The 23,165-nt window shown below is 70.8% G+C and carries 23 protein-coding genes; 12 read left to right on the forward strand and 11 right to left on the reverse strand.

Annotation, left to right across the window (positions count from 1 at the left end; all coding sequences use genetic code 11):
- Positions 1 to 51: 51 nt before the first annotated feature.
- From ACWDAG_RS17530 to ACWDAG_RS17545, 4 genes are all read right to left on the reverse strand, one after another.
- Positions 52 to 1,170, reverse strand: coding sequence for an LLM class flavin-dependent oxidoreductase (locus ACWDAG_RS17530; RefSeq protein WP_450696465.1), 1,119 nt, complete (start codon positions 1,168 to 1,170; stop codon positions 52 to 54).
- 123 nt (positions 1,171 to 1,293) lie between these two features.
- Complete coding sequence (locus ACWDAG_RS17535; protein WP_450696466.1) at positions 1,294 to 2,064, reverse strand: SDR family NAD(P)-dependent oxidoreductase; 771 nt, start codon at positions 2,062 to 2,064, stop codon at positions 1,294 to 1,296.
- Between the two features lie 11 nt (positions 2,065 to 2,075).
- Entirely contained in the window at positions 2,076 to 2,978 is a 903-nt protein-coding gene (locus ACWDAG_RS17540) for an LLM class F420-dependent oxidoreductase (RefSeq protein WP_450696615.1), read from the reverse strand.
- Positions 2,979 to 2,995: 17 nt separating this feature from the next.
- Entirely contained in the window at positions 2,996 to 4,228 is a 1,233-nt protein-coding gene (locus tag ACWDAG_RS17545; RefSeq protein WP_450696467.1) for an amidohydrolase family protein, read from the reverse strand.
- Between the two features lie 221 nt (positions 4,229 to 4,449).
- On the opposite strand from ACWDAG_RS17545, the gene ACWDAG_RS17550 reads away from it, so the two are divergent.
- Together ACWDAG_RS17550 and ACWDAG_RS17555 are read left to right on the forward strand one after the other, a co-directional pair.
- The gene (locus tag ACWDAG_RS17550) at positions 4,450 to 7,401 is read left to right on the forward strand and encodes a BTAD domain-containing putative transcriptional regulator (protein ID WP_450696468.1); all 2,952 of its coding nucleotides are present in this window, start codon (positions 4,450 to 4,452) and stop codon (positions 7,399 to 7,401) included.
- A gap of 190 nt (positions 7,402 to 7,591) precedes the next feature.
- Positions 7,592 to 7,780 carry a hypothetical protein gene (locus tag ACWDAG_RS17555; RefSeq protein ID WP_450696469.1) on the forward strand — a complete coding sequence of 63 codons (189 nt, stop codon included), beginning with the start codon at positions 7,592 to 7,594 and terminating at the stop codon, positions 7,778 to 7,780.
- 69 nt (positions 7,781 to 7,849) lie between these two features.
- On the opposite strand, the gene ACWDAG_RS17560 is transcribed toward ACWDAG_RS17555, so the two are convergent.
- Positions 7,850 to 9,412: a FadD3 family acyl-CoA ligase gene (locus ACWDAG_RS17560; protein ID WP_450696470.1), complete on the reverse strand. Its 1,563-nt coding sequence runs from the start codon at positions 9,410 to 9,412 to the stop codon at positions 7,850 to 7,852.
- A 92-nt stretch (positions 9,413 to 9,504) separates the two neighbouring features.
- On the opposite strand from ACWDAG_RS17560, the gene ACWDAG_RS17565 reads away from it, so the two are divergent.
- From ACWDAG_RS17565 to ACWDAG_RS17575, 3 genes are read left to right on the forward strand one after another with little or no spacing between them, the layout of a single operon-like run.
- The gene (locus tag ACWDAG_RS17565; RefSeq protein ID WP_450696471.1) at positions 9,505 to 10,662 is read left to right on the forward strand and encodes a lipid-transfer protein; all 1,158 of its coding nucleotides are present in this window, start codon (positions 9,505 to 9,507) and stop codon (positions 10,660 to 10,662) included.
- Between the two features lie 3 nt (positions 10,663 to 10,665).
- Complete coding sequence (locus tag ACWDAG_RS17570; protein ID WP_450696472.1) at positions 10,666 to 11,082, forward strand: Zn-ribbon domain-containing OB-fold protein; 417 nt, start codon at positions 10,666 to 10,668, stop codon at positions 11,080 to 11,082.
- Positions 11,079 to 11,849: an enoyl-CoA hydratase/isomerase family protein gene (locus tag ACWDAG_RS17575; RefSeq protein ID WP_450696473.1), complete on the forward strand. Its 771-nt coding sequence runs from the start codon at positions 11,079 to 11,081 to the stop codon at positions 11,847 to 11,849. Before ACWDAG_RS17570 ends, ACWDAG_RS17575 begins: the two co-directional genes overlap by 4 nt.
- Positions 11,850 to 12,179: 330 nt before the next feature.
- Here ACWDAG_RS17575 and ACWDAG_RS17580 read toward each other — a convergent pair whose 3' ends face one another.
- Together ACWDAG_RS17580 and ACWDAG_RS17585 are read right to left on the reverse strand one after the other, a co-directional pair.
- Positions 12,180 to 14,540, reverse strand: coding sequence for an outer membrane protein assembly factor BamB family protein (locus ACWDAG_RS17580; protein ID WP_450696474.1), 2,361 nt, complete (start codon positions 14,538 to 14,540; stop codon positions 12,180 to 12,182).
- A 224-nt stretch (positions 14,541 to 14,764) separates the two neighbouring features.
- Positions 14,765 to 15,511 carry a VOC family protein gene (locus ACWDAG_RS17585; RefSeq protein ID WP_450696475.1) on the reverse strand — a complete coding sequence of 249 codons (747 nt, stop codon included), beginning with the start codon at positions 15,509 to 15,511 and terminating at the stop codon, positions 14,765 to 14,767.
- Positions 15,512 to 15,646: 135 nt separating this feature from the next.
- Between ACWDAG_RS17585 and ACWDAG_RS17590 the strand changes: the two genes are divergently transcribed.
- Positions 15,647 to 16,282, forward strand: coding sequence for a TetR family transcriptional regulator (locus tag ACWDAG_RS17590; protein ID WP_123970478.1), 636 nt, complete (start codon positions 15,647 to 15,649; stop codon positions 16,280 to 16,282).
- 96 nt (positions 16,283 to 16,378) lie between these two features.
- Here the strand turns inward: ACWDAG_RS17590 and ACWDAG_RS17595 are convergent, their stop codons facing one another.
- On the reverse strand, positions 16,379 to 16,831 hold the full coding sequence (locus tag ACWDAG_RS17595; protein ID WP_450696476.1) for an Lrp/AsnC family transcriptional regulator: 453 nt from the start codon (positions 16,829 to 16,831) through the stop codon (positions 16,379 to 16,381).
- A gap of 82 nt (positions 16,832 to 16,913) precedes the next feature.
- Between ACWDAG_RS17595 and ACWDAG_RS17600 the strand changes: the two genes are divergently transcribed.
- Together ACWDAG_RS17600 and ACWDAG_RS17605 are read left to right on the forward strand one after the other, a co-directional pair.
- Positions 16,914 to 17,534: a LysE family translocator gene (locus ACWDAG_RS17600; RefSeq protein ID WP_450696477.1), complete on the forward strand. Its 621-nt coding sequence runs from the start codon at positions 16,914 to 16,916 to the stop codon at positions 17,532 to 17,534.
- A 74-nt stretch (positions 17,535 to 17,608) separates the two neighbouring features.
- Positions 17,609 to 17,884 carry a hypothetical protein gene (locus tag ACWDAG_RS17605; protein ID WP_450696478.1) on the forward strand — a complete coding sequence of 92 codons (276 nt, stop codon included), beginning with the start codon at positions 17,609 to 17,611 and terminating at the stop codon, positions 17,882 to 17,884.
- A 6-nt stretch (positions 17,885 to 17,890) separates the two neighbouring features.
- Here ACWDAG_RS17605 and ACWDAG_RS17610 read toward each other — a convergent pair whose 3' ends face one another.
- On the reverse strand, positions 17,891 to 18,355 hold the full coding sequence (locus tag ACWDAG_RS17610) for a nitroreductase family deazaflavin-dependent oxidoreductase (protein ID WP_450696479.1): 465 nt from the start codon (positions 18,353 to 18,355) through the stop codon (positions 17,891 to 17,893).
- Complete coding sequence (locus ACWDAG_RS17615; RefSeq protein ID WP_450696480.1) at positions 18,352 to 19,542, reverse strand: acyl-CoA dehydrogenase family protein; 1,191 nt, start codon at positions 19,540 to 19,542, stop codon at positions 18,352 to 18,354. Before ACWDAG_RS17615 ends, ACWDAG_RS17610 begins: the two co-directional genes overlap by 4 nt.
- Positions 19,543 to 19,630: 88 nt before the next feature.
- Between ACWDAG_RS17615 and ACWDAG_RS17620 the strand changes: the two genes are divergently transcribed.
- Complete coding sequence (locus tag ACWDAG_RS17620; protein ID WP_450696481.1) at positions 19,631 to 20,824, forward strand: thiolase C-terminal domain-containing protein; 1,194 nt, start codon at positions 19,631 to 19,633, stop codon at positions 20,822 to 20,824.
- Between the two features lie 13 nt (positions 20,825 to 20,837).
- On the opposite strand, the gene ACWDAG_RS17625 is transcribed toward ACWDAG_RS17620, so the two are convergent.
- Entirely contained in the window at positions 20,838 to 21,185 is a 348-nt protein-coding gene (locus tag ACWDAG_RS17625) for a DUF1330 domain-containing protein (protein WP_450696482.1), read from the reverse strand.
- A 252-nt stretch (positions 21,186 to 21,437) separates the two neighbouring features.
- Between ACWDAG_RS17625 and ACWDAG_RS17630 the strand changes: the two genes are divergently transcribed.
- Genes ACWDAG_RS17630 through ACWDAG_RS17640 form a run of 3 tightly spaced genes read left to right on the forward strand, consistent with a single transcriptional unit; the run spans position 21,438 to position 23,160 of the window.
- Positions 21,438 to 21,770 carry a type VII secretion target gene (locus ACWDAG_RS17630; RefSeq protein ID WP_450696483.1) on the forward strand — a complete coding sequence of 111 codons (333 nt, stop codon included), beginning with the start codon at positions 21,438 to 21,440 and terminating at the stop codon, positions 21,768 to 21,770.
- Positions 21,767 to 22,900 (forward strand): WXG100-like domain-containing protein, encoded by a 1,134-nt coding sequence (locus ACWDAG_RS17635; protein WP_450696484.1) that lies wholly within the window; start codon positions 21,767 to 21,769, stop codon positions 22,898 to 22,900. Before ACWDAG_RS17630 ends, ACWDAG_RS17635 begins: the two co-directional genes overlap by 4 nt.
- Positions 22,901 to 22,914: 14 nt before the next feature.
- The gene (locus tag ACWDAG_RS17640) at positions 22,915 to 23,160 is read left to right on the forward strand and encodes a hypothetical protein (protein ID WP_450696485.1); all 246 of its coding nucleotides are present in this window, start codon (positions 22,915 to 22,917) and stop codon (positions 23,158 to 23,160) included.
- The last annotated feature ends 5 nt before the right edge of the window (positions 23,161 to 23,165 follow it).

The following is a 23,165-nucleotide window of genomic DNA, read 5'->3' on the forward strand; positions in this document are numbered from 1 at the left end:
TCCGCCGCGCAGGCGCGACCAGCCCCCACAGGCCCGCACCCCCAACGGCGCTCAAGAGGCCGCCCGGAACCGGGAAGTCCGATGAACCGGATCCGTATCGATCTTCGGAATCACGTGCTCCCCGATCAATCGAATCGTCTGCAACGTCTCCTCCTTCGGCACCCCCACCGGCAACCCGAAGCTCAACTGATCCGCCCCGGCCTGCTCCCACCGCTTGCACTGCGTGAGCACCTCGTCGGGGTCCCCGCAGATCAGCAGCTCCTCCTCGATCAGCACCTCCACGAACTCGGGCGTGTACTCCGGCAGCGTCTCCGGCCACACGGGGAAGCCCTCGGGCCGCGGGAAGGTGTCGTGGTACCGGAACACCAGCGACGGCAGATAGTGCAGCCCGCCGTTGGTCGCGATCCGTATCGCCTCGTCGTGGGTGGGCGCGCAGATGGCCGTCGTCGTCACCATCACGTTGTCGTTGACGAAGTCCCCGACCGGCTCGGCGTTCACGATCGCCGTCTTGTACTGCTCCAGCACCCACTCCATGTCGGAGACCTTCTGGATGCTGAACCCGAGCACGCCGAGGCCCTTGCGAGCGGCCATGGCGTACGAGGGGGGCGACCCGGCGGCGTACCACATCGCCGGATGCGACTTCCCGTACGGCTTCGGCAGGACCTTGCGCGGCGGCAGCTGCCAGTGCTTGCCCTGGAAGCCGACGTACTCGTCCTGCAGCCACATCTTCGGGAACTCGGCGATCGTCTCTTCCCAGATCTCCTTGGTGTAGTTCATGTCGGTCACACCCGGTATGAACCCGAGGATCTCGTGTGAACCGGCGCCCCGCCCGCTGCCGAACTCGAAGCGGTTGCCGGTGAGGTGGTCGAGCATGGCGACCTTCTCGGCGACCTTCACCGGGTGGTTGACCTGGGCCAGCGGATTGAAGATGCCGGACCCCAGATGGATCCGCTCCGTGGCGTGCGCCAGGTAGCCCAGGAACACGTCGTTGGCGGAGAGGTGCGAGTACTCCTCCAGGAAGTGGTGCTCGGAGGCCCACGCGTACTTGAAGCCCGACTTGTCCGCCTGGATGACGTACTCGGTCTCCTCCATCAGCGCCTTGTGCTCCGCGAGCGGATCGGTCTCGGCGCGCTTGCCCACGTATCCCTGTACAAAGAGCCCGAATTCCAAGGCGGTTCACCGTCCCCGGTACTGGAAGTTTCTGACACACCGTCAGTTTCGATGGGCAGACTGTCGCACCGCCCGCATGGAGGGTCAATAGCTGATGGCCAGTCAGATGACACCAGCGCGGAGTCAGAAGACACTGACCCCCGCCAGCCACCCCCCGTCGATCACGAACGGCTGCCCGGTGATGTACGAGGAGTCGTCCGAGGTGAGGAACAGCGCGAGCCGCGCGACCTCCTCCGGTTTCCCGATCCGGCCGAGCGGCACGAGCTTGCGGTACAGGTCGTCCAGGGCCCGGCCCGTCTCCTCCGCGTCCGCCGTCGGATCCAGCCGGGCCGGGTTGGACATCGCGGTGTCGATGGCGCCGGGGCACATGGCGTTGACGCGGATGCGCCGGTCGGCGAGTTCCAGGGCGGCGACGCGGGTGAGGCCGAGGACGGCGTGCTTGGTGGCGGCGTACGTGCCGACGGCCGCCATCCCGGTCACGGCCGTGTAGGAGGCGGTGTTGACGATCGTGCCGCCGTCCTCCATCACGGGGGCCACGGTCTTGATCCCCAGGAAGCAGCCGACCTGGTTGACCTGTACGACCTGCATGAACTCGTCGAGGGGTGTGTCGAGGAGGGAGTTGAAGCGCAGGATGCCGGCGTTGTTGACGAGGCCGTCGATACGGCCGAGGGAGTTCTTCACGGCGCTGACGGCCGACCGCCACTGGTCCTCCTGGCCCACGTCCAGGTGGACGTAGCGCGCGCCCAGTTCCTTCGCGAGGGTGCCGCCCTGGTCGTCGAGGACGTCGGCGATCACGACCTCGGCCCCCTCCGCTCTGAACAGGCGGGCCTCCTGCTCCCCCTGTCCCCGCGCCGCTCCGGTGACGATCACGACGCGTCCGTCCAGCTTGCCCATGCCATGACTCCTCAGAGAAGGGGCGCCACTTCGGCGCCGAAGGCCGCCATCTGGTCGGTGAGTTCGGTGCGGCTGCGGCTGCGGAACCGCACCTGGATCTGGTCCACGCCCATCGCGCGGTACGCCCGCAGGGACTCGGCGAGCGCGTCCGGGGTGCCGGTGAGGGTGCGGCGGCCGACGTCCCAGGCGGGTATGCCGAGGTGGAGGGGCTCGGTGATGGCGCCGATGGTGAACGGCCCGTCGAGCTCCGCCTCCTCCCGCAGCCGCCGTATCCGCTCGATCTGCGCGGGCAGCCGGTCGCGCGGGTCCCCCTGCGGCAGCCAGCCGTCCCCCTTGAGGGCGGCGCGGCGTACGGCGACCGGGGACGATCCGCCCACCCACACCGGCAGGCGCTCCTGGGCCGGTCGCGGCTGCTGTCCCAGCCCCTCGAAGTCGTAGAGTTTGCCGTGGTGTTCGGGGAACTCGTCCGGGCCGAGGGCGGCGCGCAGGGCGTCGATCGACTCGTCGAGCACGGCCCCGCGCCGGTCGAAGTCGACGCCGAGCACCTCGAACTCCTCCCGCACATGCCCGGCGCCGACGCCCAGGATCAGGCGGCCGCCCGCCAGGTGATCGAGGGTGGCGTACTGCTTGGCCGTCAGCAGCGGATGCCGCAGCCCCACCACGGCGACATGGCTGAGCAGCCGTACCCGCTCGGTCACGCCCGCCAGGAAGCCGAGGGTGGCGACGGGGTCGTACCAGACCGTGCTCATGGCGGGGGCCAGTCGGCGCGGGATGGCCACGTGGTCGCAGCTCGCGAGGTAGCCGAAGCCGGCGCGGTCGGCGGTGCGGGCGATCTCCACCAGGTCCTCGGGACCGGCGCCGGCCTCCCAGCCCTCGGCGTAGATCGTGCTCTGGGACTGGACGGGCAGCTGCATCCCGTACGAGAAGGTGCTCACCGCCAGAGTCCCTCAGGGGTGAGCCCCAGCAGCTCGATGGCGTTCCCGCGCACGATCCGCTCCACGACCTGCGGGTCCAGGTGGCCCATCTGTGCCTCCCCGACCTGCCTGGACTTCGGCCAGGTGGAGTCGGAGTGGGGGTAGTCGGTCTCGTAGAGGACGTTCCCGACGCCGATCGCGTCGAGGTTCTTCAGCCCGAAGGCGTCGTCGAAGAAGCAGCCGTAGACGTGCTCGGCGAAGAGTTCGGACGGCGGGCGGTGGACCTTGTCGGCGACGCCGCCCCAGCCGCGGTTCTCCTCCCACACCACGTCCGCGCGTTCGAGGATGTACGGGATCCAGCCGATCTGGCCCTCCGCGTACATGATCTTCAGGTTCGGGAAGCGTTCGAACTTGCCGCTCATCAGCCAGTCGACCATCGAGAAGCAGCAGTTGGCGAAGGTGATGGTGGAACCCACGGCGGGCGGGGCGTCCTTGGACGTCGAGGGCATACGGCTGCTGGAGCCGATGTGCATGGCGATGACCGTGCCCGTCTCGTCGCACGCGGCGAGGAAGGGGTCCCAGTCGTCGGAGTGGACGGACGGGAGGCCCAGGTGCGGGGGTATCTCGGAGAAGGCGACGGCACGGACCCCGCGGGCGGCGTTGCGCCGGACCTCCGCCGCCGCGAGTTCGGCGTCCCAGAGGGGGATGAGGGTGAGGGGTATGAGCCGGCCCCGGGCCTGCGGGCCGCACCACTCCTCCACCATCCAGTCGTTGTAGGCCTGGACGCAGAGCAGGCCCAGCTCCTTGTCCTCGGCCTCGGTGAAGGTCTGGCCGCAGAAGCGCGGGAAGCTGGGGAAGCAGACGGAGGACTGGACGTGGTTGACGTCCATGTCGGCGAGGCGCTGCGGGACGTCGTACGAGCCCGGGCGCATCTGCTCGTAGGTGATGACCTCCAGCTTGATCTCGTCCCTGCTGTAGCCGACGGCGGTGTCCAGACGGGTGAGGGGCCGCTGGAGGCCCTCGTACAGCCACCAGTCGCCGAGGGGTCCGTCGTCGCCGGGGGTGCCCATCACGGGACGGAAGCGGCCGCCGAGGAAGGAGATCTCCTTGAGCGGCGCGCGGACTATGCGGGGGCCGGTGTCGAGGTACTTCTTCGGCAGGCGGCTCTGCCAGACGTCGGCGGGCTCCACGGTGTGGTCGTCGACGGAGATGATCAGCGGGAAGTCCGGGAAGTCCTTCGTGGTCTCCATGGCGGTCACGGTAGCGCCGATCTGACGGTCCGTCAGCTATGCGGCCGGCAGCTTCTTCCTGCCGGGGTCTGTCGGTATCCGTGCCGAGACTTGTGCGAAGAGCAGGTGAGGGCCTTGTGATATCCCGCGCGTCTGCCCGTGCAAGGGCTCTCCACAGCTGACGCATCCGCCATGAACAAGGCAAACTGACGTAGTTGCCCACTGTGTCTAGGGAGACGGCGATGGACGGTGTACCGCGAGTGCCGGAACAGAGGCGGGCCGGCTCCTGCGCGGAGCCTGCCCCGCTGAGCTTCGCCGTGCTCGGTCCGGTACGAGCCCGACGCGGAACGGAGCAGCTGAGCACCGGCTCCCCGCAGCAACGTGCCCTGCTCGCCGCCCTGCTGCTGCGCGAGGGCCGCACGGCCACCGCGGGCGAGCTGATCGACGCCCTCTGGGGCGAGGAGCCGCCGTCGCAGGCCCTCGCCGCCCTGCGCACGTACGCCTCCCGGCTGCGCAAGGTGCTGGACCCCGGGGTCCTGGTGAGCGAGTCCGGCGGGTACGCGGTGCGCGGGCTGGCCGAGGGCGCCCTCGACCTGGCCGTCGCGCAGGACCTCGCCGCCGAGGCCGAGAAGGCGAAGAGCGCCGGGGACCTGCGCCACGCCCGTGAGGTGCTCGGCCGCGCGCTGGCGCTGTGGGACGGAGAGGTGCTGGCCGGAGTGCCCGGCCCGTACGCGGAGGCGCAGCGGGTCCGCCTGGAGGAGTGGCGGCTCCAACTCCTGGAGTCCCGACTGGACATGGACCTGGAGCAGGGCTGCCACGCGGAGGCGGTGTCGGAGCTGACCGCCCTCACCGCGGCCCACCCCCTGCGCGAGCGCCTGCGCGAACTGCTGATGCTGGCGCTGTACCGCAGTGGCCGCCAGGCGGAGGCGCTGGCGGTGTACGCGGACACCCGCCGGCTGCTCGCCGACGAGCTGGGGGTGGACCCGCGGCCGGGGCTGCGGGAGCTGCAGCAGCGGATTCTGCGGGCGGACCCGGGGCTTGCGGAGCCGCGGTCCCCGCAGGCCGAGCCGGCCGCCGCCCCGGTCCGCCCGGCCCAACTGCCCGCCACCGTCCCCGACTTCACGGGGCGGGCGGCCTTCGTCCAGGAGCTCAGCGAGGTGCTGTCCTCGGCCGAGGGCCGGGTGATGGCGGTGTCGGCGGTGGCGGGCATCGGCGGCGTCGGCAAGACCACGCTGGCCGTGCACGTCGCCCACCAGGCGCGGGCGGCCTTCCCGGACGGCCAGTTGTACGTCGACCTGCAGGGCGCGGGGGCACGGGCGGCAGAACCGGAGACGGTCCTGGGCTCGTTCCTGCGGGCCCTGGGCACGGCGGACTCGGCGATCCCGGACTCGCTGGAGGAGCGGGCGGCGCTGTACCGGTCCGTGCTGGACGGCCGCCGGGTGCTGGTCCTGCTCGACAACGCACGGGACGCGGCGCAGGTACGGCCGCTGCTGCCGGGCACGGAGGGCTGCGCGGCGCTGGTGACCTCCCGGATGCGGATGGTCGACCTCGCCGGGGCCCATCTGGTGGACCTGGACGTGATGTCCCCCGACGAGGCGCTGTCGCTCTTCACGAAGATCGTGGGCGAGGAGCGGGTGGCGAGCGAGCGCGAGGCCGCCCTGGACGTGGTGGCGGCCTGCGGTTTCCTGCCGCTGGCGATCCGCATCGCCGCGTCCCGGCTGGCGGCCCGCCGCACCTGGACGGTCTCCGTGCTGGCCGCGAAGCTCGCGGACGAGCGCCGGCGCCTGGACGAACTGCAGGCCGGCGACCTTGCGGTCAAGGCCACCTTCGAACTCGGCTACGGCGCGCTGGAGCCCGCCCAGGCACGGGCGTTCAGGCTGCTGGGGCTGGCGGACGGCCCGGACATGTCGCTGGCGGCGGCCGCGGCGGTCCTCGACCTCCCCCTGGAGGAGACGGAGGACCTGCTGGAGTCGCTGGTCGACACCTCCCTGCTGGAGTCGGCGGCTCCCGGCCGCTACCGCTACCACGACCTGGTGCGGCTCTACGCGCGTGCGTGCGCCGAGCGGGACGAGTGGCCGCCGAGCGAGCGGGATGCGGCGATGTCGCGGCTGCTGGACTTCTATCTGGCCACCGCCGCGGCGGTCTATTTGATCGAACGGCCGGGAGACCGGCTGGTGGGCCACCTCGCGACCCCGGAGTATCCCGGGCTGACGTTCGACGACCGGCACACCGCGCAGGACTGGCTGTACGCCGAGGCGGTCTCACTGCTGGCGTGCGTGCGGCAGTCGGCACGGCCCGAGACCATCCGGAGGGCCGTCGACGTGCTGTGGGCGGCGGTCGACCTGGCGGAGTCGGGCGCCAACTCCCGGGAGTACGAGGGGGTCGCCGCGCGTCTGCTGGAGGTGGCGCGGGATGCACAGGAACCGCGCGCCCAGGCCCGGGCACTGATCACCCTGGCCTACGCCCACAGCCTCACGGGCCGCTTCGACTCCGCCGACGAGGGGGCCGCCCAGGCTCACGAACTGGCCCTCGCCTCCCGCGACCGGCTGGCCGACTGCTGGTCGTCCAACATCCTCGGCGTGATCGCGATGTACCAGAGCCGCTACGCGGACAGCGAGCAGCACTTCACCCGCGCCGTGGAGAACTTCCGTGCGGTGGGCGACCGTTCGGGAGAGGCGAGCGCCCTGTGCAACCTGTCGCGCACGCACCTTGCCACCGGCCGTACGGACAGCGCGGTCGCCCTGGCCGAACAGGGCACGGCCATGTACGACGGCATGGGGCACGACCTGAAGGGCGCCAACGGCCGGTATGCGCTGGGCGTCGCGCTCACCAGCAGCGGGCGGCTGGGCGAAGCGACCGAGTGCCTGCAGCAGGCCCTGCGGGTGTTCCGGGAGAGCCGGCAGCGCCTGTGGGAGGGGATGACCCTCTTCCGTCTGGCCGAGCTCGGCCTCGCGGCCGGGCGCCCCGCGCAGGCGGCGGCGGACGCCGAAACGGCGCTGACGGTGCTGCGCGGCATCGGCGGGGAATGGCGGCGGGGCAACGTCCTCACGGTCCTCGGGCGCGCCCTCAACGGCATCGGTCAGCTCGACCGGGCCCAGGTGTGCTGGCGCGAGGCCCTGGACATCTTCGAGGCGCTCGATGCGCCGGAGGGGGACGAGGTGCGGAAGCTGCTGACACCGAAGGCGGTGGCCTGAGCGACGTTCATCATTCGTTTATCGCCGCCAGGCATTGTCTTCTGTGCCGGGCCGTCGCGTCGGGGGGCAGACGGAACGGCAGGTGGCCGCACCGTAAGGTGAACCGGCCTCAAGATCCGTCCGGCAGCCCTCGGGGGAGTTGCCGGACGGATCTTGCCATCCAGCGCACTGCTTCAGGGGAGACCGCGAGATGAGCGACAAGAACACCACCGACAACATCCACGTGACGGACGAGCCGCTGACGGCGACGGCCGCCGGGGACACCGGCACGGACACGACGGACAACATCCACGTGACGGACGAACCGCTCACGGTGACGGCCAAGGGCACCGGCACGGTGACCACGGACAACATCCACGTCACGGACAAGCCCGCCTGACCGCACCACCTCCAGACGGGGATCGGCCGCGGTGGCTCGGAGGGGGAGCCACCGCGGCCGAGGCGTTTGTCAGAGTCGTCGCAGCTCCCCCTTCACCACCTTCCCGCTCGCGTTCCGCGGCAGCTCCGCCACGAACTCCACCTGCCTCGGCACCTTGTAGTTGGCCATCTCCCGCCGGGCCCAGGCGATCAGGTCGTCCGCGGTCATCGGGGAATCCGGACGGCGCACGACATACGCCTTGCCGACCTCGCCCAGCCGCGGATCCGGTACGCCGATCACCGCGACGTCAGCCACATCCGGGTGCAGGCCGAGGAGTTGCTCTATCTCCGCCGGGTAGGCGTTGAAGCCGCCGACGATGAACATGTCCTTGATCCGGTCGGTGATCCGCAGGTTCCCGTCGGCGTCCAGGACGCCCACGTCCCCGGTCCGCAGCCAGCCGTCCTCCGTCAGGACCTCCGCCGTGCCGGCCGCGTCCTCGTAGTAGCCGCGCATGACGTTGAAGCCGCGGACCAGGACCTCGCCGGGCTCGCCGACCCGGGCCTCGACCCGTACCTCCGTACCGGGGATCGCCCGGCCCGACGTCGAGGCGATCACCGACGGATCGTCGCCGCGCCGGCACATCGTCACGATGCCGCTGGCCTCCGAGAGGCCGTACGCCGTCAGGACCGTCTCCACGCCCAGTTCCCCGCGCAGCCGCTCCACGAGTCGCAGCGGCACCACCGCCGCGCCCGTCACCACCAACCGCAGCGCCGAGAGGTCGTGGGCGTCGCGGGCGGGGTGGTCGAGCAGGGACTGGTGGAGGGTCGGGGGGCCGGGCAGTACGGAGACCCGTTCCGCCGCGATGTTCGCGAGGGCCGTGTCGATGTTGAACACCGGCTGGGGAACCATCGTCGCGCCGCGCATCAGGCACGCCAGGACCCCGGCCTTGTAACCGAAGGTGTGGAAGAACGGGTTCACGATCAGATAGCGGTCGCCCCGCCTCAACCCCGCCAGATCGCACCAGATCTCGTACGCCCGCAGCGTCTGCGCATGCGTGATCACCGCGCCCTTGGGGCGGCCCGTCGTACCGGACGTGAAGACGATGTCCGACGGCCAGGAACCGTCCACCGCCGCCGACCGCGCCCGCACCTCATCCGGCCCGATCCCGTCCCCGCCCGCGAGGAAGTCCTTCCAGGTACGGAAGTCCTCGGGCGCGTCGTCCGACAGCACCACCACCTGGTCGAGGCCCGGCAGCCCCGGCCCCCGGTCGACCGCCCGGCGCAGCGAGGCCACATACGACGTCCCCAGGAACGTACCCGTCACGAACAGCAGCCGGGCCCCGCTCCTGCGCAGGACGTCCGCCGCCTCCGCCCCCTTGAAGCGCGTGTTGACCGGCACGAGCACCGCCCCGGCCGACACCGCGCCCAGCGCCGCGACGATCCAGTCCAGTGAGTTCGGGGCCCAGATCGCGACCCGGTCGCCCGGTGAGACGCCCGCCGCGATGCAGGCCGCCGCCGATCGTTCGACGCGGGCGCCCAGTTCGGCGTACGAGATCCGGGTACGGCCCTCCACCACCGCCTCGGCGTCCGCGTACCGCTCGGCCGCGGACCGGACGAGTCCCGGAATGCTGCCCCACTCCACGTCACCGCGCACAACAGCCCCCTACCGCTAGCTGACTGACCGTCAGATTAGCTGTAACCTGACGCCTTGTCAGCTGAGGGGACAGCATGCGGAGGTGCACCAGCATGGCCGGAATCACCGGAATCAAGGACGCCACCGCAATCGTCGGCATCGGGCAGACCCCCTTCGCCAAACGTCTCGACGAGGACGAGCGCACCCTCGCCTGCCGTGCCGTCCTCGCCGCTCTGGAAGACGCCGGCATCGCACCGGGTGAGGTCGACGCGCTCGCCTCCTACACCATGGAGGAGACCGACGAGGTCGAGCTGGCCAAGGCAGTCGGCTTCGGTGACCTCACCTTCTTCAGCAAGGTCGGCTACGGGGGCGGCGGTTCGTGCGCCACCGTCGCCCATCTCGCCGCCGCCATAGCCTCCGGTCAGGCCACCGTCGGAGTCGCCTGGCGCTCACGGAAACGCGGTTCCGGCCCCCGCCCGTGGAAGAACACCACCGTCCAACTGCCCACCCCCGCCCAGTGGACCCGCCCCTTCGGCCTGCTCCGCCCCGCGGACGAGATCGCCATGCTGACGCGCCGCTACATGCACGAGTACGGCGCGACCCGCGACCACCTCTTCAACGTCGCCCTCGCCTGCCGGAACAGAGCCAACCAGAACCCGGCGGCCGTGATGTACGACCGGCCCCTGACCCGCGAGATGTACATGACCTCCCGCTGGATCAGCGAGCCGCTCTGCCTCTTCGACAACTGCCTGGAGACGGATGGCGCGTTGGCGTGCGTGGTCGTGTCGGCCGAGCGGGCGCGCGACTGCCGCCGCCCGCCCGTCTACGTCCACTCCGCCGCCCAGGGGCTGCCCGCCCAGCACCACGGCATGGTCAACTACTGGAACGACGACCCGCTCACCGGCCCCGCCTGGACCGCCGCCCGGCACCTGTGGAAACACGCCGACTTCACCCCTCAGGACGTCGACGTCGCCCAGATCTACGACGCGTTCACCGCGCTCATACCGCTCTCCCTGGAGGGCTACGGCTTCTGCGGGCGCGGCGAGGGCGGGGCGTTCACCGAGCAGGGGGCCCTGGAGATCGGCGGGCGGCTGCCGCTCAACACCAGTGGCGGAGGGCTGAGCGAGGCCTACGTCCACGGGTTCAACCTCATCACCGAAGGCGTACGGCAGCTCCGCGGCACCAGCACCGCCCAGGTCCCGGACGCCGCCACCTGCCTGGTCACCGCCGGTGAAGGCGTCCCCACCTCCGCTCTCCTCCTGAGGAGCTGACCCATGCTCGATCCCGTCATCGACTCCGACGGCGCACCCTTCTGGGGCTACGCCCGCCAGGGCGAACTCCGCGTCCAGGCCTGCGCCGACTGCGGCGAGCTCCGCTTCCCGCCCCGGCCCTGCTGCCCGCACTGCCAGTCCTTCGCGAGCGAATGGCAGGCGGTCGCCGGACACGGCCGTATCTGGTCGTACGTCGTGCCCCACCCGCCGCTCCTGCCCGACTACGCGGACCAGTCCCCGTACCACGTGATCGTCGTCGAGCTCACCGACGCCCCCCGCATCCGGCTCGTCGGCAACCTCGTCGCCGAGGCCGGCGCGCGACTCGACTCGGTGCCGCCCGAGCGCGTCCGGATCGGCGCCAGGGTGCAGGTGGTGTTCAGCGGCGAGGGTCTTCCGCAGTGGGTCCTGGAGCGCCCGTGAACGTGAAGGTGCTGACCGACAAGGACACCGGCGTCGCGGTCGTCACCCTCGACCGGCCCGAGCGACTCAACGCCGTCGACCTGGCCATGCGGGACGAACTGCGGCAGATCTGGCGGGAGTTGAGGTTCGACGACTCCGTACGCGCCGTCGTCCTCACCGGCGCCGGTGAGCGCGCCTTCTGCACGGGCCTGGACCGAAGCGCCGTCGTCCCGCAGCCCAACTCCCCCTACATGGCGGACGATCCGCTCCTGCGCGTCGGCCCCAAGTCCAACGACCTCTGGAAACCGGTGATCGCCGCCGTGCACGGCATGGCCTGCGGCGGCGCCTTCTACCTCCTCGGCGAGTCGGACTTCGTCGTCGCCGACACCACCGCCGCCTTCTTCGACCCGCACACCTCGTACGGCATGGTCAGCGCCTACGAGTCCGTGCTCATGGCGCAGCGGATGCCGTACGGGGAGGTCGCACGGATGATGCTCATGGGGACGGCGGAACGGATCGGGGCCCGGCGCGGGTACGAGATCGGGCTCGTCTCCGAACTCACCGAGCCCGGTGGGGCGTTGGCGGCGGCGACGGAGTGCGCCACGGTGATCGCCGGGTATCCGGCGGAGGGCGTCCAGGGGACCGTGCGGGCCCTGTGGGCGGCGAAGGAGAGCGCCGTCGCCGCCGGGTTCGCCCAGGCGGCGCACCTGGTCGCCCTCGGAAACCTGCCGGAGGAACGGCAGGCGGAACTGTTCGCCGGGCGCGGGAGGTCGTTCCGAACACGGTGAGTCGCCCCCGCCGCCCCTACCCGTCCCGACCGGGGGGCCAGCCCCCGGACCCCCGCTCCTCAAACGCCGGAGGGGCTGGATTTTGCCGGCTGACGCTTGATCTTTCACTCCGTCCGGGGATTGATATTTTCAGCCCGTCCGGCGTTTGAGGAGGAGGCCGTTCAGGCCGATCGGGGGCCCTGGGGGCGCAGCCCCCAGGTACGGGACGGGTAGGGGGGCGGGGGCGAACTCACCGCATGGCGACCGCCGTGCACCCGGCGTAGCGTCTAGGTGGGACGGCCGCCGTCCACACCCTTCCGTGACACCGGTACGACGGCCGTCACCAGCAGCTCATGCGGGCCGGGCGGTCCCCGTCCCCTTCTCCGCGTCCAGCGCGTACACGCACCGGTCCTTGCTGCACGCGTACACGACACCGTCCTTCACGACCGGCGAGCCGGTGATCTCACCGCCGGTCGCGAGTTTCCAGCGCAGCCGGCCGTCGTCGGCCTTCAGGGTGTAGAGCAGGTGGTCCGTGGAGCCGAAGTGGATGCGCCCCTCCGCCACCGCGGGGGCGCCGACGATGTCGCCGCCCGCCTGGAAGCGCCACTTGGGTGTGCCCGTCACCGCGTCCAGGGTGTACAGGCCCTTGCCGCTGCCCACGTGGACGTGTCCGGCGGCCACGAGCACCGGCTCTGTCGAGGCCCGGGACTCGGTGGCGATGCGCCAGCGGTCGCGGCCGTCGGTGGAGTCGAGGGCGTAGACCGTGCCGAGGTAGTCGACCAGGTAGATGCCCCCGCCGGTGACCGCGGGGCCGGGTGCGAAGGTGGGCGGGCAGAGGAAGACCGCGGGGGCCTCGAAGTGCCACTTCACATGGCCGCTCGCCACGTCGATCGCCAGGACCCGGGTGCCGGCGGAGACGTACACGTACCCGTCCGGGGCGGGCGTCACCCGTACCGGCACACCGCCGCAGGAAGCCGCGTCGCCGATCGGGTAGGACCAGCGCTCCTTGGCGGTGCGGGCGTCCAGGGCGCGCAGCCGGGCGTCCTGCCAGACGTACACGGTGCCCTCGTGGACGGTCGGCCCGGCCTCCGGGGACTCGAAGTCGGTCTGCGCCCCGGTGAGTTCCCACAGCTTCTGGCCGTTCGAGGCCTCCCAGGCCTGGACGCCGCCGCCGCGGGTGCCGGTGACGACCGTGCCACGGTCGGCCTTGAGGGAGTACACCCAGGCGTCCGTCTGCAGCCGCCACAGGTCGGCGCCCTCACGGGCCTCCAGGGCGAACAGCGTCGGCCCGTCGGAGGCGTGGATACGGCCGTCCGCGACCGCCATCGACCAGGCCACGTCCCGTGTCTTGAAGCGGCGGCGGCCGGTCGCCACGTCCAGGGCGTGCACCTCGAAGGAGGTGACGTAGACGAGGTCGCCGGAGACCGCCGGGGTGCCCCACACATCGTTCGACATGCGGAAACGCCAGGGACGCCAGCCTGCCGCGGTCTCCGGCGGGGCGGGCAGCGAGGTGGGTACGACAGGGCCCACGGCAGGATCGGCGCCGTTGACGCCGGGGCGCGGCTTGGACCAGGAGGCTGCCAGGGCGGCCTCTGGAGGGGGTGCCTTCACGGCGGCGGCACGGACGTCGGAGACCCGCGGCCCCGGCCCGATGGGCACCTGGGCGCCGGCCAGCCGGACGGGGCCGGTGTCGGGGGCGCCGAGGGACACGGGGGACGCCGGTACGACGGGGTCGTGCGGGGGCGGGGGCGGCACGGGGGCGGGTCGTGCGCCGCCGCCGCTGCGGCCGCCGCCCTGGCCCGGCTTCGCCGCCGGACGGCCGTTGCGGCGCGCCTCGATCAGACTCACCGCACGCTCGGGCAGCCAGGCCGAGGCCGTACCGCTGTCGTCGGAGCCGGAGCCGAAGAGATGGGGGGCCAGCTGGGCCTGGAGGTCGGCCGGGTTGGGACGGCTCGTGGCCTCCATCTGCATGAGGGACTCGATCAGCGGGCGCAGCTCCTCCGGGAGCCCCTCCAGGTCCGGGCCCTCCCGCAGCAGCATGAAGACCGTCTCGACCGGGTTGGCGCCGTGGAAGGGCGGATGCCCGGTGGCGGCGAAGACCAGCATCGAGCCCAGCGAGAAGACATCGCTCGCGCCGGTCACGGACCGCGAGTCCTTGGCCTGCTCCGGGGACATGTAGGCGGGCGTGCCGACCGCCACGTTCGTCATCGTCAGACGTGTGTTCGAGACGCCGGAGGCGATACCGAAGTCGATCACCCGGGGGCCGTCCTCGACGACGAGGACGTTCGAGGGCTTCAGGTCCCGGTGCACCAGACCGGCGCCGTGGATCGACTGCAGCGCCTCGGCCACACCCGCCGCCAGCCAGCGCACCGCCTGGGCCGGGAGCGGCCCGCACTCGTTCACTATTTCTTCGAGGGAGGGCGCGGGCACGTACGCGGTGGCCAGCCACGGCACGGCGGCGCGTGCGTCGGCGTCGACCACGGCCGCCGTGTAGAAGCCGGAGACCGCCCGGGCGGCCTCCACCTCGCGCGAGAAGCGGACGCGGAACAGCTGGTCCTCGGCGAGCTCCGTACGGACGGTCTTGATCGCCACGCGCCGGCCGGACGCCGAGCGCGCGAGATAGACCAGCCCCATGCCGCCGGCACCGAGCCGCCCCAGCACCTCGAACGGACCGATACGCCGCGGATCGTGCTGTGTCAGCTGATCCACCACTTGCCTGCCACCTCCCCGTACGGGCCGCGCCGGCCACATCTGTACGCGACCCCGTGCAGCGTCTCACCACCGCACCGCCATGGCGGCACGCACCCTGATTCTTCCTGTCCCGGGCACTGGTTGCGAACCCGGGACCGAGTCGGGATGCCTCACCCCAAAACGGTACGTTTCACCGCTCGATCTGCTTCAGTCGGTCTATTTCAGCAGTTTTCATTCAGCAGTTTTCAGTCGGCCTGCTGCCGTCGTTCCAGCACCGCGAACGACGCCCCCTGATTGTCGGTGACGACGGCCACCCTTCCGTACGATGTCTCGAATACTGGCGCCCAGATCCGACCCCCGAGACGACTCACCGTCCCGAGCGCCGCGTCACAGTCCTCGACCGCGAAGTGGACCACGAAGTGGGGCGGCATCTCGGCCGGGAAGACCTCCGATACGGCCGCGCGCCCGAAGTCGGGTCTGGCGCCCGGCCCGAACAGGGCGTCGTGGAAGAGATCGCCGTAGAAGGTGTTGGCGACCTCCACGTCCCGGGCGTACAGCTCGGCCCACGCGAAGGTGCCGGGCTCGTGCCGCCTGCCGAAGCCGGGGTGGCTGCCCGGCTCCCAGAGCCCGAAGACGGCACCCTCGGGGTCGGTGACCAGCGCGGCCGTGCCCAGCTCCGCGACCGGCGTGGGCGCCGTGACGACCTGCCCGCCGGCCGCCCAGATCCGGTCGGCCAGCGCCTCGGCGTCCGGCGTCGCGAAGTAGACGGTCCACACGGTGGGCAGCCGCCCGTCCGTCTTGCGCGCGAGCGCGGCGACCGGCTCCCCCTCCTGACGGGCCCACACGGAGCCGCCGGACAGCTCCGGCCGGTCCTCGAAGGCCCACCCGAAGAGCTCGCCGTAGAACCGCTTGCCCGCCTCCACATCGGGAAGCTGCGCGTCCACCCAGCACGGGACGCCCTCTCCGTACGCGGATGCCCTGTTTTCGGCCATACCGCCAAACTAACGGCGACTCACGCACCCCGCAGGACCAGGCACACCTGCCTCCGCCCTCCCGTGCACCCCATTTGCAGTCGGCCGAATCGCGCTCCCATCACCCCTCGGTAAGCTGACGACATGACAGGACAAGTGCGTACCGTCGACGGCCGCGTGGCCGGTCGGCGTGGGCAGGCGACCCGGCAGAAGCTGCTCGACTGCCTAAGCGAGATGCTCAGCTCCTCCCCTTACCGGGACGTCAAAGTCATCGATGTCGCCCGGAAAGCGGGCACTTCGCCCGCGACCTTCTACCAGTACTTCCCGGACGTCGAGGGCGCCGTCCTGGAGATCGCCGAGCAAATGGCCACCGAGGGGGGCCAGTTGACCGCGCTCCTGGAGGGCCGCTCCTGGGTCGGCAAGGCCGGCTGGCAGACAGCGCAGGAACTCGTCGACGGTTTCCTTGAGTTCTGGCGCAAGAACGACGCGATTCTGCGCGTCGTCGACCTCGGTGCGGCCGAGGGCGACAAACGGTTCTACAAGATCCGTATGAAGATCCTGAACTCGGTGAACAACTCCCTCACGGACTCGATCACCGAACTGCAGTCCAAGGGAAGGGTCGACAAGGACGTGAACCCGGCGGCGGTCGCCGGTTCACTGGTCGCGATGCTCGCGGCCGTCGCCTCGCACCAGAAGGGCTTCCAGACCTGGGGCGTCAAACAGGCTGAACTCAAGCCGAATCTGGCGCTGCTGGTACATCTGGGCGTGACCGGCAAGAAGCCGACGAAATAGATCTCTCCACGGATCACTTCACAGATCTCTTTTTCGAGGCCCAAGTCCTGTCTGGCAGGCGGTGGTTCACCCGACGGTGAGCCGCCGCCTGCTGCGCTATGCGGGCAGCGGACGGCCCCGCACCACATGCTTCATCACCAGCGTCGAGGTCAGCCGCTGCACTCCCGGCAGCGTCGCCAGCCGCTCGTCGTACAGCCGCTGGAAGGCGGCGAGGTCGGCGGTGGCCACCCGCAGCAGATAGTCCGGCTCGCCGAACAGCCGCTGCGCATCCAGCACATGGGGGATGTCCGCGAGCGCCCGCTCGAACTCGGCGACCGTGTCCCGGTCCTCCTGTCGCATGGACACGAAGACCAGCGCCTCGAAGGTCAGCCCCACCGCCGCGGGCTCCACCACCGCCCGGTAGCCGCTGATCGCCCCCGACCGCTCCAGCTCCCGCAGCCGCCGATGACACGGCGAGACACTCAGCCGCACCCGCCCGGCCAGCTCGGTCACGGTCAGCCGCCCGTCCTGCTGCAGCTCCGCAAGGATTTTGCGATCCACGTCGTCCATGGGGCAGATCCTTCCATGGATTGGGGGTTATAGAGCAAAATCCGGGAACACTTTCGATCCATTCCGGCCTAATGTCACTCGCATGAACACCGGACTGCTGCTTTCCTTCCTCGCCCTCGATCTGCTGCTGGTGTGCGTGCCGGGTGCCGACTGGGCGTACGCGATCTCGGCCGGGCTGCGCGGTCGTTCCGTCGGGTGGGCGGTGGGCGGTCTGGTCGCCGGGTACGCACTGCACACGGTGCTGGCGGTGGCGGGACTCGCGGTACTGGTGGCGGGCGAGCCGCGGCTGCTGACCGTGCTGACGGTGGCGGGAGCCGGGTATCTGGTGTGGCTGGGGTGGGGGGTGCTGCGCAGCCCCGGGGCGCCGGGGACGGGCGACGAACTGGCGGACACCTCCCGCGCCCGCGTCTTCCTTCGCGGCGCGACGATCAGCGGTCTGAACCCGAAGGGCCTGCTGCTGTACCTGTCGGTCCTGCCGCAGTTCCTGAGCACCCACACCGGCCTGCCGGTCCCCGTCCAGACCGCCACCCTCGGCCTGCTCCACATGGCGTGCTGTGCGGCCGTCTACCTCACGGTGGGCCTGGGCGCCCGAGCGGTCCTGGGCACCCGCCCGTCCGCGGCCCGCGCGGTGACGCGGACGTCGGGGGCGGCGATGTTGGGGATCGGGGCGTTTTTGCTGGTGCAGCGGTTGGCGACGTTGTAGCTGAACGGTTTGCGCCCGGTTTACGTACGTATGGGCATGTACTCCGTGCATGCCTCACGAGAGGAGAGGCGATCATGAACCTCCTGAAGCGTGCGGCCGTCGGTGTGGCGTCGGTGGCTCTGGTCAGCGGAGGCGCGGGGATCGCCTTCGCGGGCCAGCCCAACGTGTCCTGTGAGACCCTTCCCGACTCAGCCCGCCCGGGCCATTCCATCTCCGCTCCCGGCTCCGCCTTCAACCCCGACGGCAACGCCGGCACCCACTACGCCGGCGAGCAGCCCCAGAACTCCAAGAACGCACACTCGATCTCCCAGTACGACGTGGCCTGCACCCATAACCAGTCGTCCCGCTGACGCCGACTACCGCCGCACAACCCTGAACACCCGTATCTCCCGCTCCACCCGAGCCTGATACGTCGCATACGGCGGCCAGAAGGCCAACAACGTCTTCCAGGCCGCCGCCCTCTCCTCACCCTCCAGCAGCCGGGCCGTGACCGGGATGTCCTGGCCCTTCCAGCTGACCTCGGCGTCGGGGTGGGCGAGGAGGTTGTGCGTCCAGGCAGGATGGTCGGTGCGGCCGAAGTTGGAGCCTATGAGGAGCCAGCCGCCCTCCTCCGGCATACAGGCCAGGGGCGTACGACGTGGGAGGCCGCTCCGCGCGCCCGTGGTCGTCAGGATCACTCCGGGCAGCATCTGTGCGCTGAGCAGGTACTTTCCGCGCGTCAGCCGGTGTACGGCCTTGTCGAGCCTCGGCACCACGTGCGGCGCCACCTTCGCGAAGCCCCTCGTCGAGGACACCTTCTGCACCAGGCGTTCGCCGATCACACCGCCACCTCCCGGCCCTGCTCGAAAAGTTGCGCCGCATCGGCGGCGTGCGCCCGGAGCCGGTGCACCGGCCCGAACAGCAGCTCGTCGCCCGCGGCGCGCTTGAAGTACAGATGCGCCTCGTGCTCCCAGGTGAAACCGATTCCGCCGTGCAGTTGGATCCCCTCGGCGGCGGCACTGCGCAGCGCCTCCAGGGCCTGTGCGAGGGCGAGCCCGCCCACCAGCTCACCGTGGGCGGTGGCCCAGGCGGCGTAGTAGGCGGCCGAGCGTGCCGCCTGGACCTGGACGTACACGTCGGCCAGCCGGTGCTTCACGGCCTGGAAGGACCCGATCGCCCGCCCGAACTGCTCGCGCTGCTTGACGTGTTCGACGGTCCGTTCCAGCGCGTGGTCGGCGGCCCCGACGGCTTCGCAGGCGAGCACGGCGGCAGCCGTGTCACCGACGGCGGAGAGGGCACCGAGGACATCACCTTCGCCCTCCTCGCCCAGCAACTCGGCCTCGACGTCCCGCAGTTGGACACGCGCCTGCGGCCGGGTCGCGTCGAGCGCGGTCTGCCGTACGCGGACGAGGCCGGCCGCCTCCCCCGTCACGAGGAAGAGGAGGGTGCGCGTGCGGGCGAAGCCGCCGGTGTGGGCGGCGACCAGCAGGAGTTGCGCGCTGTGGCCGTCCAGGACCTGGTCCACCTGCCCGTACAGCCGCCAGCCGTCGCCCGCCCGCCTGGCCTGGACGCCCCCCGCGCGGCCCCCGCCCGCCCAGTCGCCGTCGCCCGTGCCGGTGAGGGCGAGGGCGGTGGCGAGGGCGGCGCCCGGGACGGCGAGGGCGGCCGTGAGGGTGCCGTCGGCGATGCGGGGCAGCAGGGCTGCGCGCTGGGTGTCGGTGCCGAGGGCGAGGATCAGGGGTGCGGCGAGCACACAGGTCGCGAGGAGCGGGGAGGGGGCAAGGACCCTGCCCGACTCCTCTGCTGCCAGGGCGAGTTCGGTCGCCGCGCAGCCGATACCGCCGTACGCCTCCGGGAGGGCGAGTCCGGGGAGGCCGAGCTGGTCGGCGAGGGCGGTCCACAGGGCCGGGTCGTGTCCGGCGGGGGTGTCGAGGGCGGCGCGCAGCTCCTCGGGGCCGCAGCGGTCGCGGAGCAGTTCGCGCAGGGTACGGCGGATCCCGTCCTGCTCGGCTGTGAAGCCGACGTCCATGGCTCCCCCACTCTCTCTTCCCTCGATATCTGACGGGCCGTCATATTAGGAGGGTCGCAACGATATGCACAGAGGCAGGAGGCCGCTCATGACTCTCCGGACGGCACACCGGACGACTCCCCGAAGCCGGAACGTCGCCGTGGTCGGCGTGGCGCTCTCCGACTGTGGCCGCGTGGACGACGCGACCCCGTACACCCTGCACGCCCAGGCGGCCCGTCGCGCGCTCGCCGACGCGGGGCTGGCCCGCGAGGTGGTGGACGGCTTCGCGTCGGCGGGCACGGGCACCCTCGCTCCCGTCGAGGTGGCCGAGTACCTGGGCCTGCGCCCCACCTGGGTCGACTCCACGGCGGTCGGGGGTTCGACCTGGGAGGTGATGGCGGCCCACGCGGCGGACGCGATAGCGGCGGGGCATGCGAACGCGGTCCTGCTGGCCTACGGCTCGACGGCCCGCGCGGACATCAAGGCGGGCCGCCGCACCGGCAACCTCTCCTTCGGCGCGCGGGGCCCGCTGCAGTTCGAGGTGCCGTACGGCCACACGCTGATCGCCAAGTATGCGATGGCGGCCCGCCGGCACATGATCGAACACGGCACGAGTATCGAGCAGTTGGCGTCCGTCGCCGTGCAGGCGAGGGCGAATGCCGCGCTGAACCCGGACGCGATGTTCCGCACCCCGATCACCGTGGACGAGGTCCTCTCCGGCCCGATGATCGCGGACCCCTTCACCAAGCTGCACTGCTGCATACGTTCCGACGGCGGGGCGGCGGTCCTGCTGGCCGCCGAGGAGTACGTACGGGACTGCCGTACCGCTCCGGTCTGGGTGCTCGGCACCGGGGAGCACGTCTCGCACGCCGCGATGTCCGAGTGGCCCGACTTCACGGTGTCGCCGGCCGCGGTGAGCGGGCGGCTGGCGTTCGAACGGGCCGGGGTCGGCCCCTCGGAGATGGACTTCGCGCAGATCTACGACGCCTTCACCTACATGACCCTGGTGACGCTCGAGGATCTCGGATTCTGCGGGAAGGGGGAGGGTGGGGCGTTCGTGGAGAAGGGGCGGCTGAGGGTCGAGGGCGGGGAGCTCCCGGTGAACACCGACGGGGGCGGGCTGTCGGCCCAACACCCCGGGATGCGCGGGCTGTTCCTGCTGGTGGAGGCGGTGCGGCAACTGCGGGGAGAGGCGGGCGCGAGACAAGTACGGGCGTCCGACGGGGAGTTGCCGCGGCTGGGGGTGGCCTCGGGCACCGGGGGCTGGTTCTGCTCCTCCGGGACGGTGGTCCTCGGCAGGTGATCAGCCGAGCGGGCTACTGGGCGGGCAGCGCCTCCCGCATCGCACGTGCGGTGGAGGCGGGGTCGTAGTCCCCGGGAACGCCGTCGACCAGGATGATGTCCCCCTTGATGTGCCGCGAGCGCAACGGCGCGATCTCCTGGTACTCGGGCGAGTCCCACCAGGCCCGCGCCTCGGCGATCCCGGGAAAACCGATCACCACGACGTGCCCGGGCCAGCCGCCCTCCTTCACCTCGTGCTGCGTGGCGTGCACCAGGAAACGGCCGCCGTACGGCTCGAAGGTGCCACCGATGCGCTCGATGTACTCGGCGATCTCCGGGTGCGGAGCGGCTTCCTGCAGGTGGGCTATGGCGTAGGCGGTCATGACGTGTTGCCGTCCTTCCGGTCGGTCGGGGTCCTTATGCAGACGATCCTGGCAGGACGAGATAGCGGGGTCGATGACCTCACAGGTAAGCGGCCCGGCGGCGCCCTGTGGAAAGCCGGCCAAAGGGCGCGTCATCGCCGCGTCTTGATCCTGCAAACAGTCCTTTTGAACCCGCAAACAGCCCTTCCCGGCGGATCACCGCCTCCGGTACTGCTGGTCTCTGCTCATGTACTCAACATCGGGGGAGCGAGAATGAGCCAGTTCGGTGTCGACCCTGACACGCTGAACGAGCTTGCCGGGAAGTTCGACAGAGAAGCGAAGGACCTGGCGAAGCCGATCGACGCCTTCGCGGCGACCGCGTCCCAGATCGGAGAGGCCTTCGGCCTGCTCGGCGCCTGTGACGGTGCGGCGGACAAGTACCAGAAGCTGCTGACCGGCACCCTCAAGGCACTGGGGCAGCTGCCCGCGGTGCTCACCAGTGACGGCGACCGCCTGCGTCTCAACGCCACCAACTACAAGAACTCGGACCAGACCGCCATCGACCACCTGCGCGCCGCGACCCAGCCCGCGGGAGGCCCGGCGTGAGCATCAACAGCTGGATCGACGGCAAGGTTCTGGACATCCTGCAGGCCTGCGGCGTGGAGCTCCCCGGCGGCAACGGCGACACGCTCCGCACCATCGCCGGTGCCTGGGACACCATGGGCAACGAGCTGACAGAGGTCGCACACGCCCTCGACGTGCAGATCCAGGGTGTCGACAAGCAGGGCTGGCACGGCGAGGCCCGCGACGCCTTCGAGAAGCACTGGGCGGAGCAGAAGCGCGTCATCGACGACGTCGCCCACAACTTCCACCAGGTGGCCGACGGACTGCGGGCGTACGCCGACGAGATCGACAAGATCAACGAGGAGATCATCGACATCTGCGTCGAGATCGCCGAGATGGAGATCGCCGGCGCCGCGCTCTCCTTCTTCACCGGCTTCCTCTCCGACCTCGTCGCGAACACGGCCGTGGCCACCCGGGTCGCCAGGATCGTCGACCTGGTGAAGCTGTTCACGTCGGCTGCGGAGAAGGTGGCGGCGCTGCTGGAGCGGTTCGGCAAGCTCACCGAGGAAGGGGCGGAGAAGCTGGCGCAGGTGCTCACCAAGGTGGCCGAGTTCAGCGCGAAATTCCTCACGAAAGGAGCGGAGAGCTTCGTCACGAACTTCGTGGCGGACTCCGGCAGCACGATGCTGAACCAGGCTGTCCACGGCCAGCCCGTGACCGTGGGGGACGATCTGGTCAGTGGTACCCGTGCCGCCGCCGGAACGGCTGTGTTCACCGGCGGCAGCGCGGCCATCGCGGAGACGGCGGGAGTCACCGGCGTGGTCGGCAACGTCCTCAGGGGAGACGGCCTGCTCGGCACCACCGTCAACGGCGCGGCCGGCAATGTGGCCGGCGGGCTCACGGCCGACATCATCAGCGGTCAGGACGGATCGACGATGGGCCAGGACGCTCTCACGAACGCCGCAACCGGTGCCTTCGGAAACGCCCAGAACCACGGCGTCAACCATGCCTTGGAACAGCACGGGAGTCTCGGCGGCAAGAACCTCAGCGACCGGGGCGAGCTGGCCGACAGCGCGTTCAAGAACACCGTGGGAACCACCTTGAACACGGGCGTCTACGCTGCCGGCTCCGGCATCGAGGCGGATGTCCAGGATCTGGCCAAGGACGAGTGAGAGCGATCGGCGACGTGAGACTTGCGGCTGTCTGGACCCCGAACCCCCATCATCCGTTCACCTGGGGACATTTCTTCGGGTTCCTCGTCGTGGCCGGTGGAGGAGCGCTCATCCTTGCGGGAGTGCTCGCGGCCGTCAGCACCTGGCGCAGCACCGAACAGCCGGGTTACCCGGGGCAGTGGCGTGTGCTCCTCGGCACGGCGGGATGCTTCACGGTTGTGGGCCTGGCGATCATCGCCTTGGGCGTGTGGCTGTGGTGACCGCG

The sequence above is a fragment of the Streptomyces sp. NPDC001157 genome (assembly GCF_053598255.1).

Excerpts from the sequence above, each read along its gene's own strand:
- ACWDAG_RS17565 (WP_450696471.1), top strand. The coding sequence starts at position 9,505 with ATGGCCGGAATCACCGGAATCAAGGACGCCACCGCAATCGTCGGCATC.
- ACWDAG_RS17570 (WP_450696472.1), top strand. The coding sequence starts at position 10,666 with ATGCTCGATCCCGTCATCGACTCCGACGGCGCACCCTTCTGGGGCTAC.
- ACWDAG_RS17615 (WP_450696480.1), bottom strand. The coding sequence starts at position 19,542 with ATGGACGTCGGCTTCACAGCCGAGCAGGACGGGATCCGCCGTACCCTG.
- ACWDAG_RS17600 (WP_450696477.1), top strand. The coding sequence starts at position 16,914 with ATGAACACCGGACTGCTGCTTTCCTTCCTCGCCCTCGATCTGCTGCTG.
- ACWDAG_RS17595 (WP_450696476.1), bottom strand. The coding sequence starts at position 16,831 with ATGGACGACGTGGATCGCAAAATCCTTGCGGAGCTGCAGCAGGACGGG.
- ACWDAG_RS17585 (WP_450696475.1), bottom strand. The coding sequence starts at position 15,511 with ATGGCCGAAAACAGGGCATCCGCGTACGGAGAGGGCGTCCCGTGCTGG.
- ACWDAG_RS17620 (WP_450696481.1), top strand. The coding sequence starts at position 19,631 with ATGACTCTCCGGACGGCACACCGGACGACTCCCCGAAGCCGGAACGTC.
- ACWDAG_RS17625 (WP_450696482.1), bottom strand. The coding sequence starts at position 21,185 with ATGACCGCCTACGCCATAGCCCACCTGCAGGAAGCCGCTCCGCACCCG.
- ACWDAG_RS17630 (WP_450696483.1), top strand. The coding sequence starts at position 21,438 with ATGAGCCAGTTCGGTGTCGACCCTGACACGCTGAACGAGCTTGCCGGG.
- ACWDAG_RS17605 (WP_450696478.1), top strand. The coding sequence starts at position 17,609 with ATGAACCTCCTGAAGCGTGCGGCCGTCGGTGTGGCGTCGGTGGCTCTG.
- ACWDAG_RS17540 (WP_450696615.1), bottom strand. The coding sequence starts at position 2,978 with ATGCAGCTGCCCGTCCAGTCCCAGAGCACGATCTACGCCGAGGGCTGG.
- ACWDAG_RS17555 (WP_450696469.1), top strand. The coding sequence starts at position 7,592 with ATGAGCGACAAGAACACCACCGACAACATCCACGTGACGGACGAGCCG.
- ACWDAG_RS17545 (WP_450696467.1), bottom strand. The coding sequence starts at position 4,228 with ATGGAGACCACGAAGGACTTCCCGGACTTCCCGCTGATCATCTCCGTC.
- ACWDAG_RS17535 (WP_450696466.1), bottom strand. The coding sequence starts at position 2,064 with ATGGGCAAGCTGGACGGACGCGTCGTGATCGTCACCGGAGCGGCGCGG.
- ACWDAG_RS17550 (WP_450696468.1), top strand. The coding sequence starts at position 4,450 with ATGGACGGTGTACCGCGAGTGCCGGAACAGAGGCGGGCCGGCTCCTGC.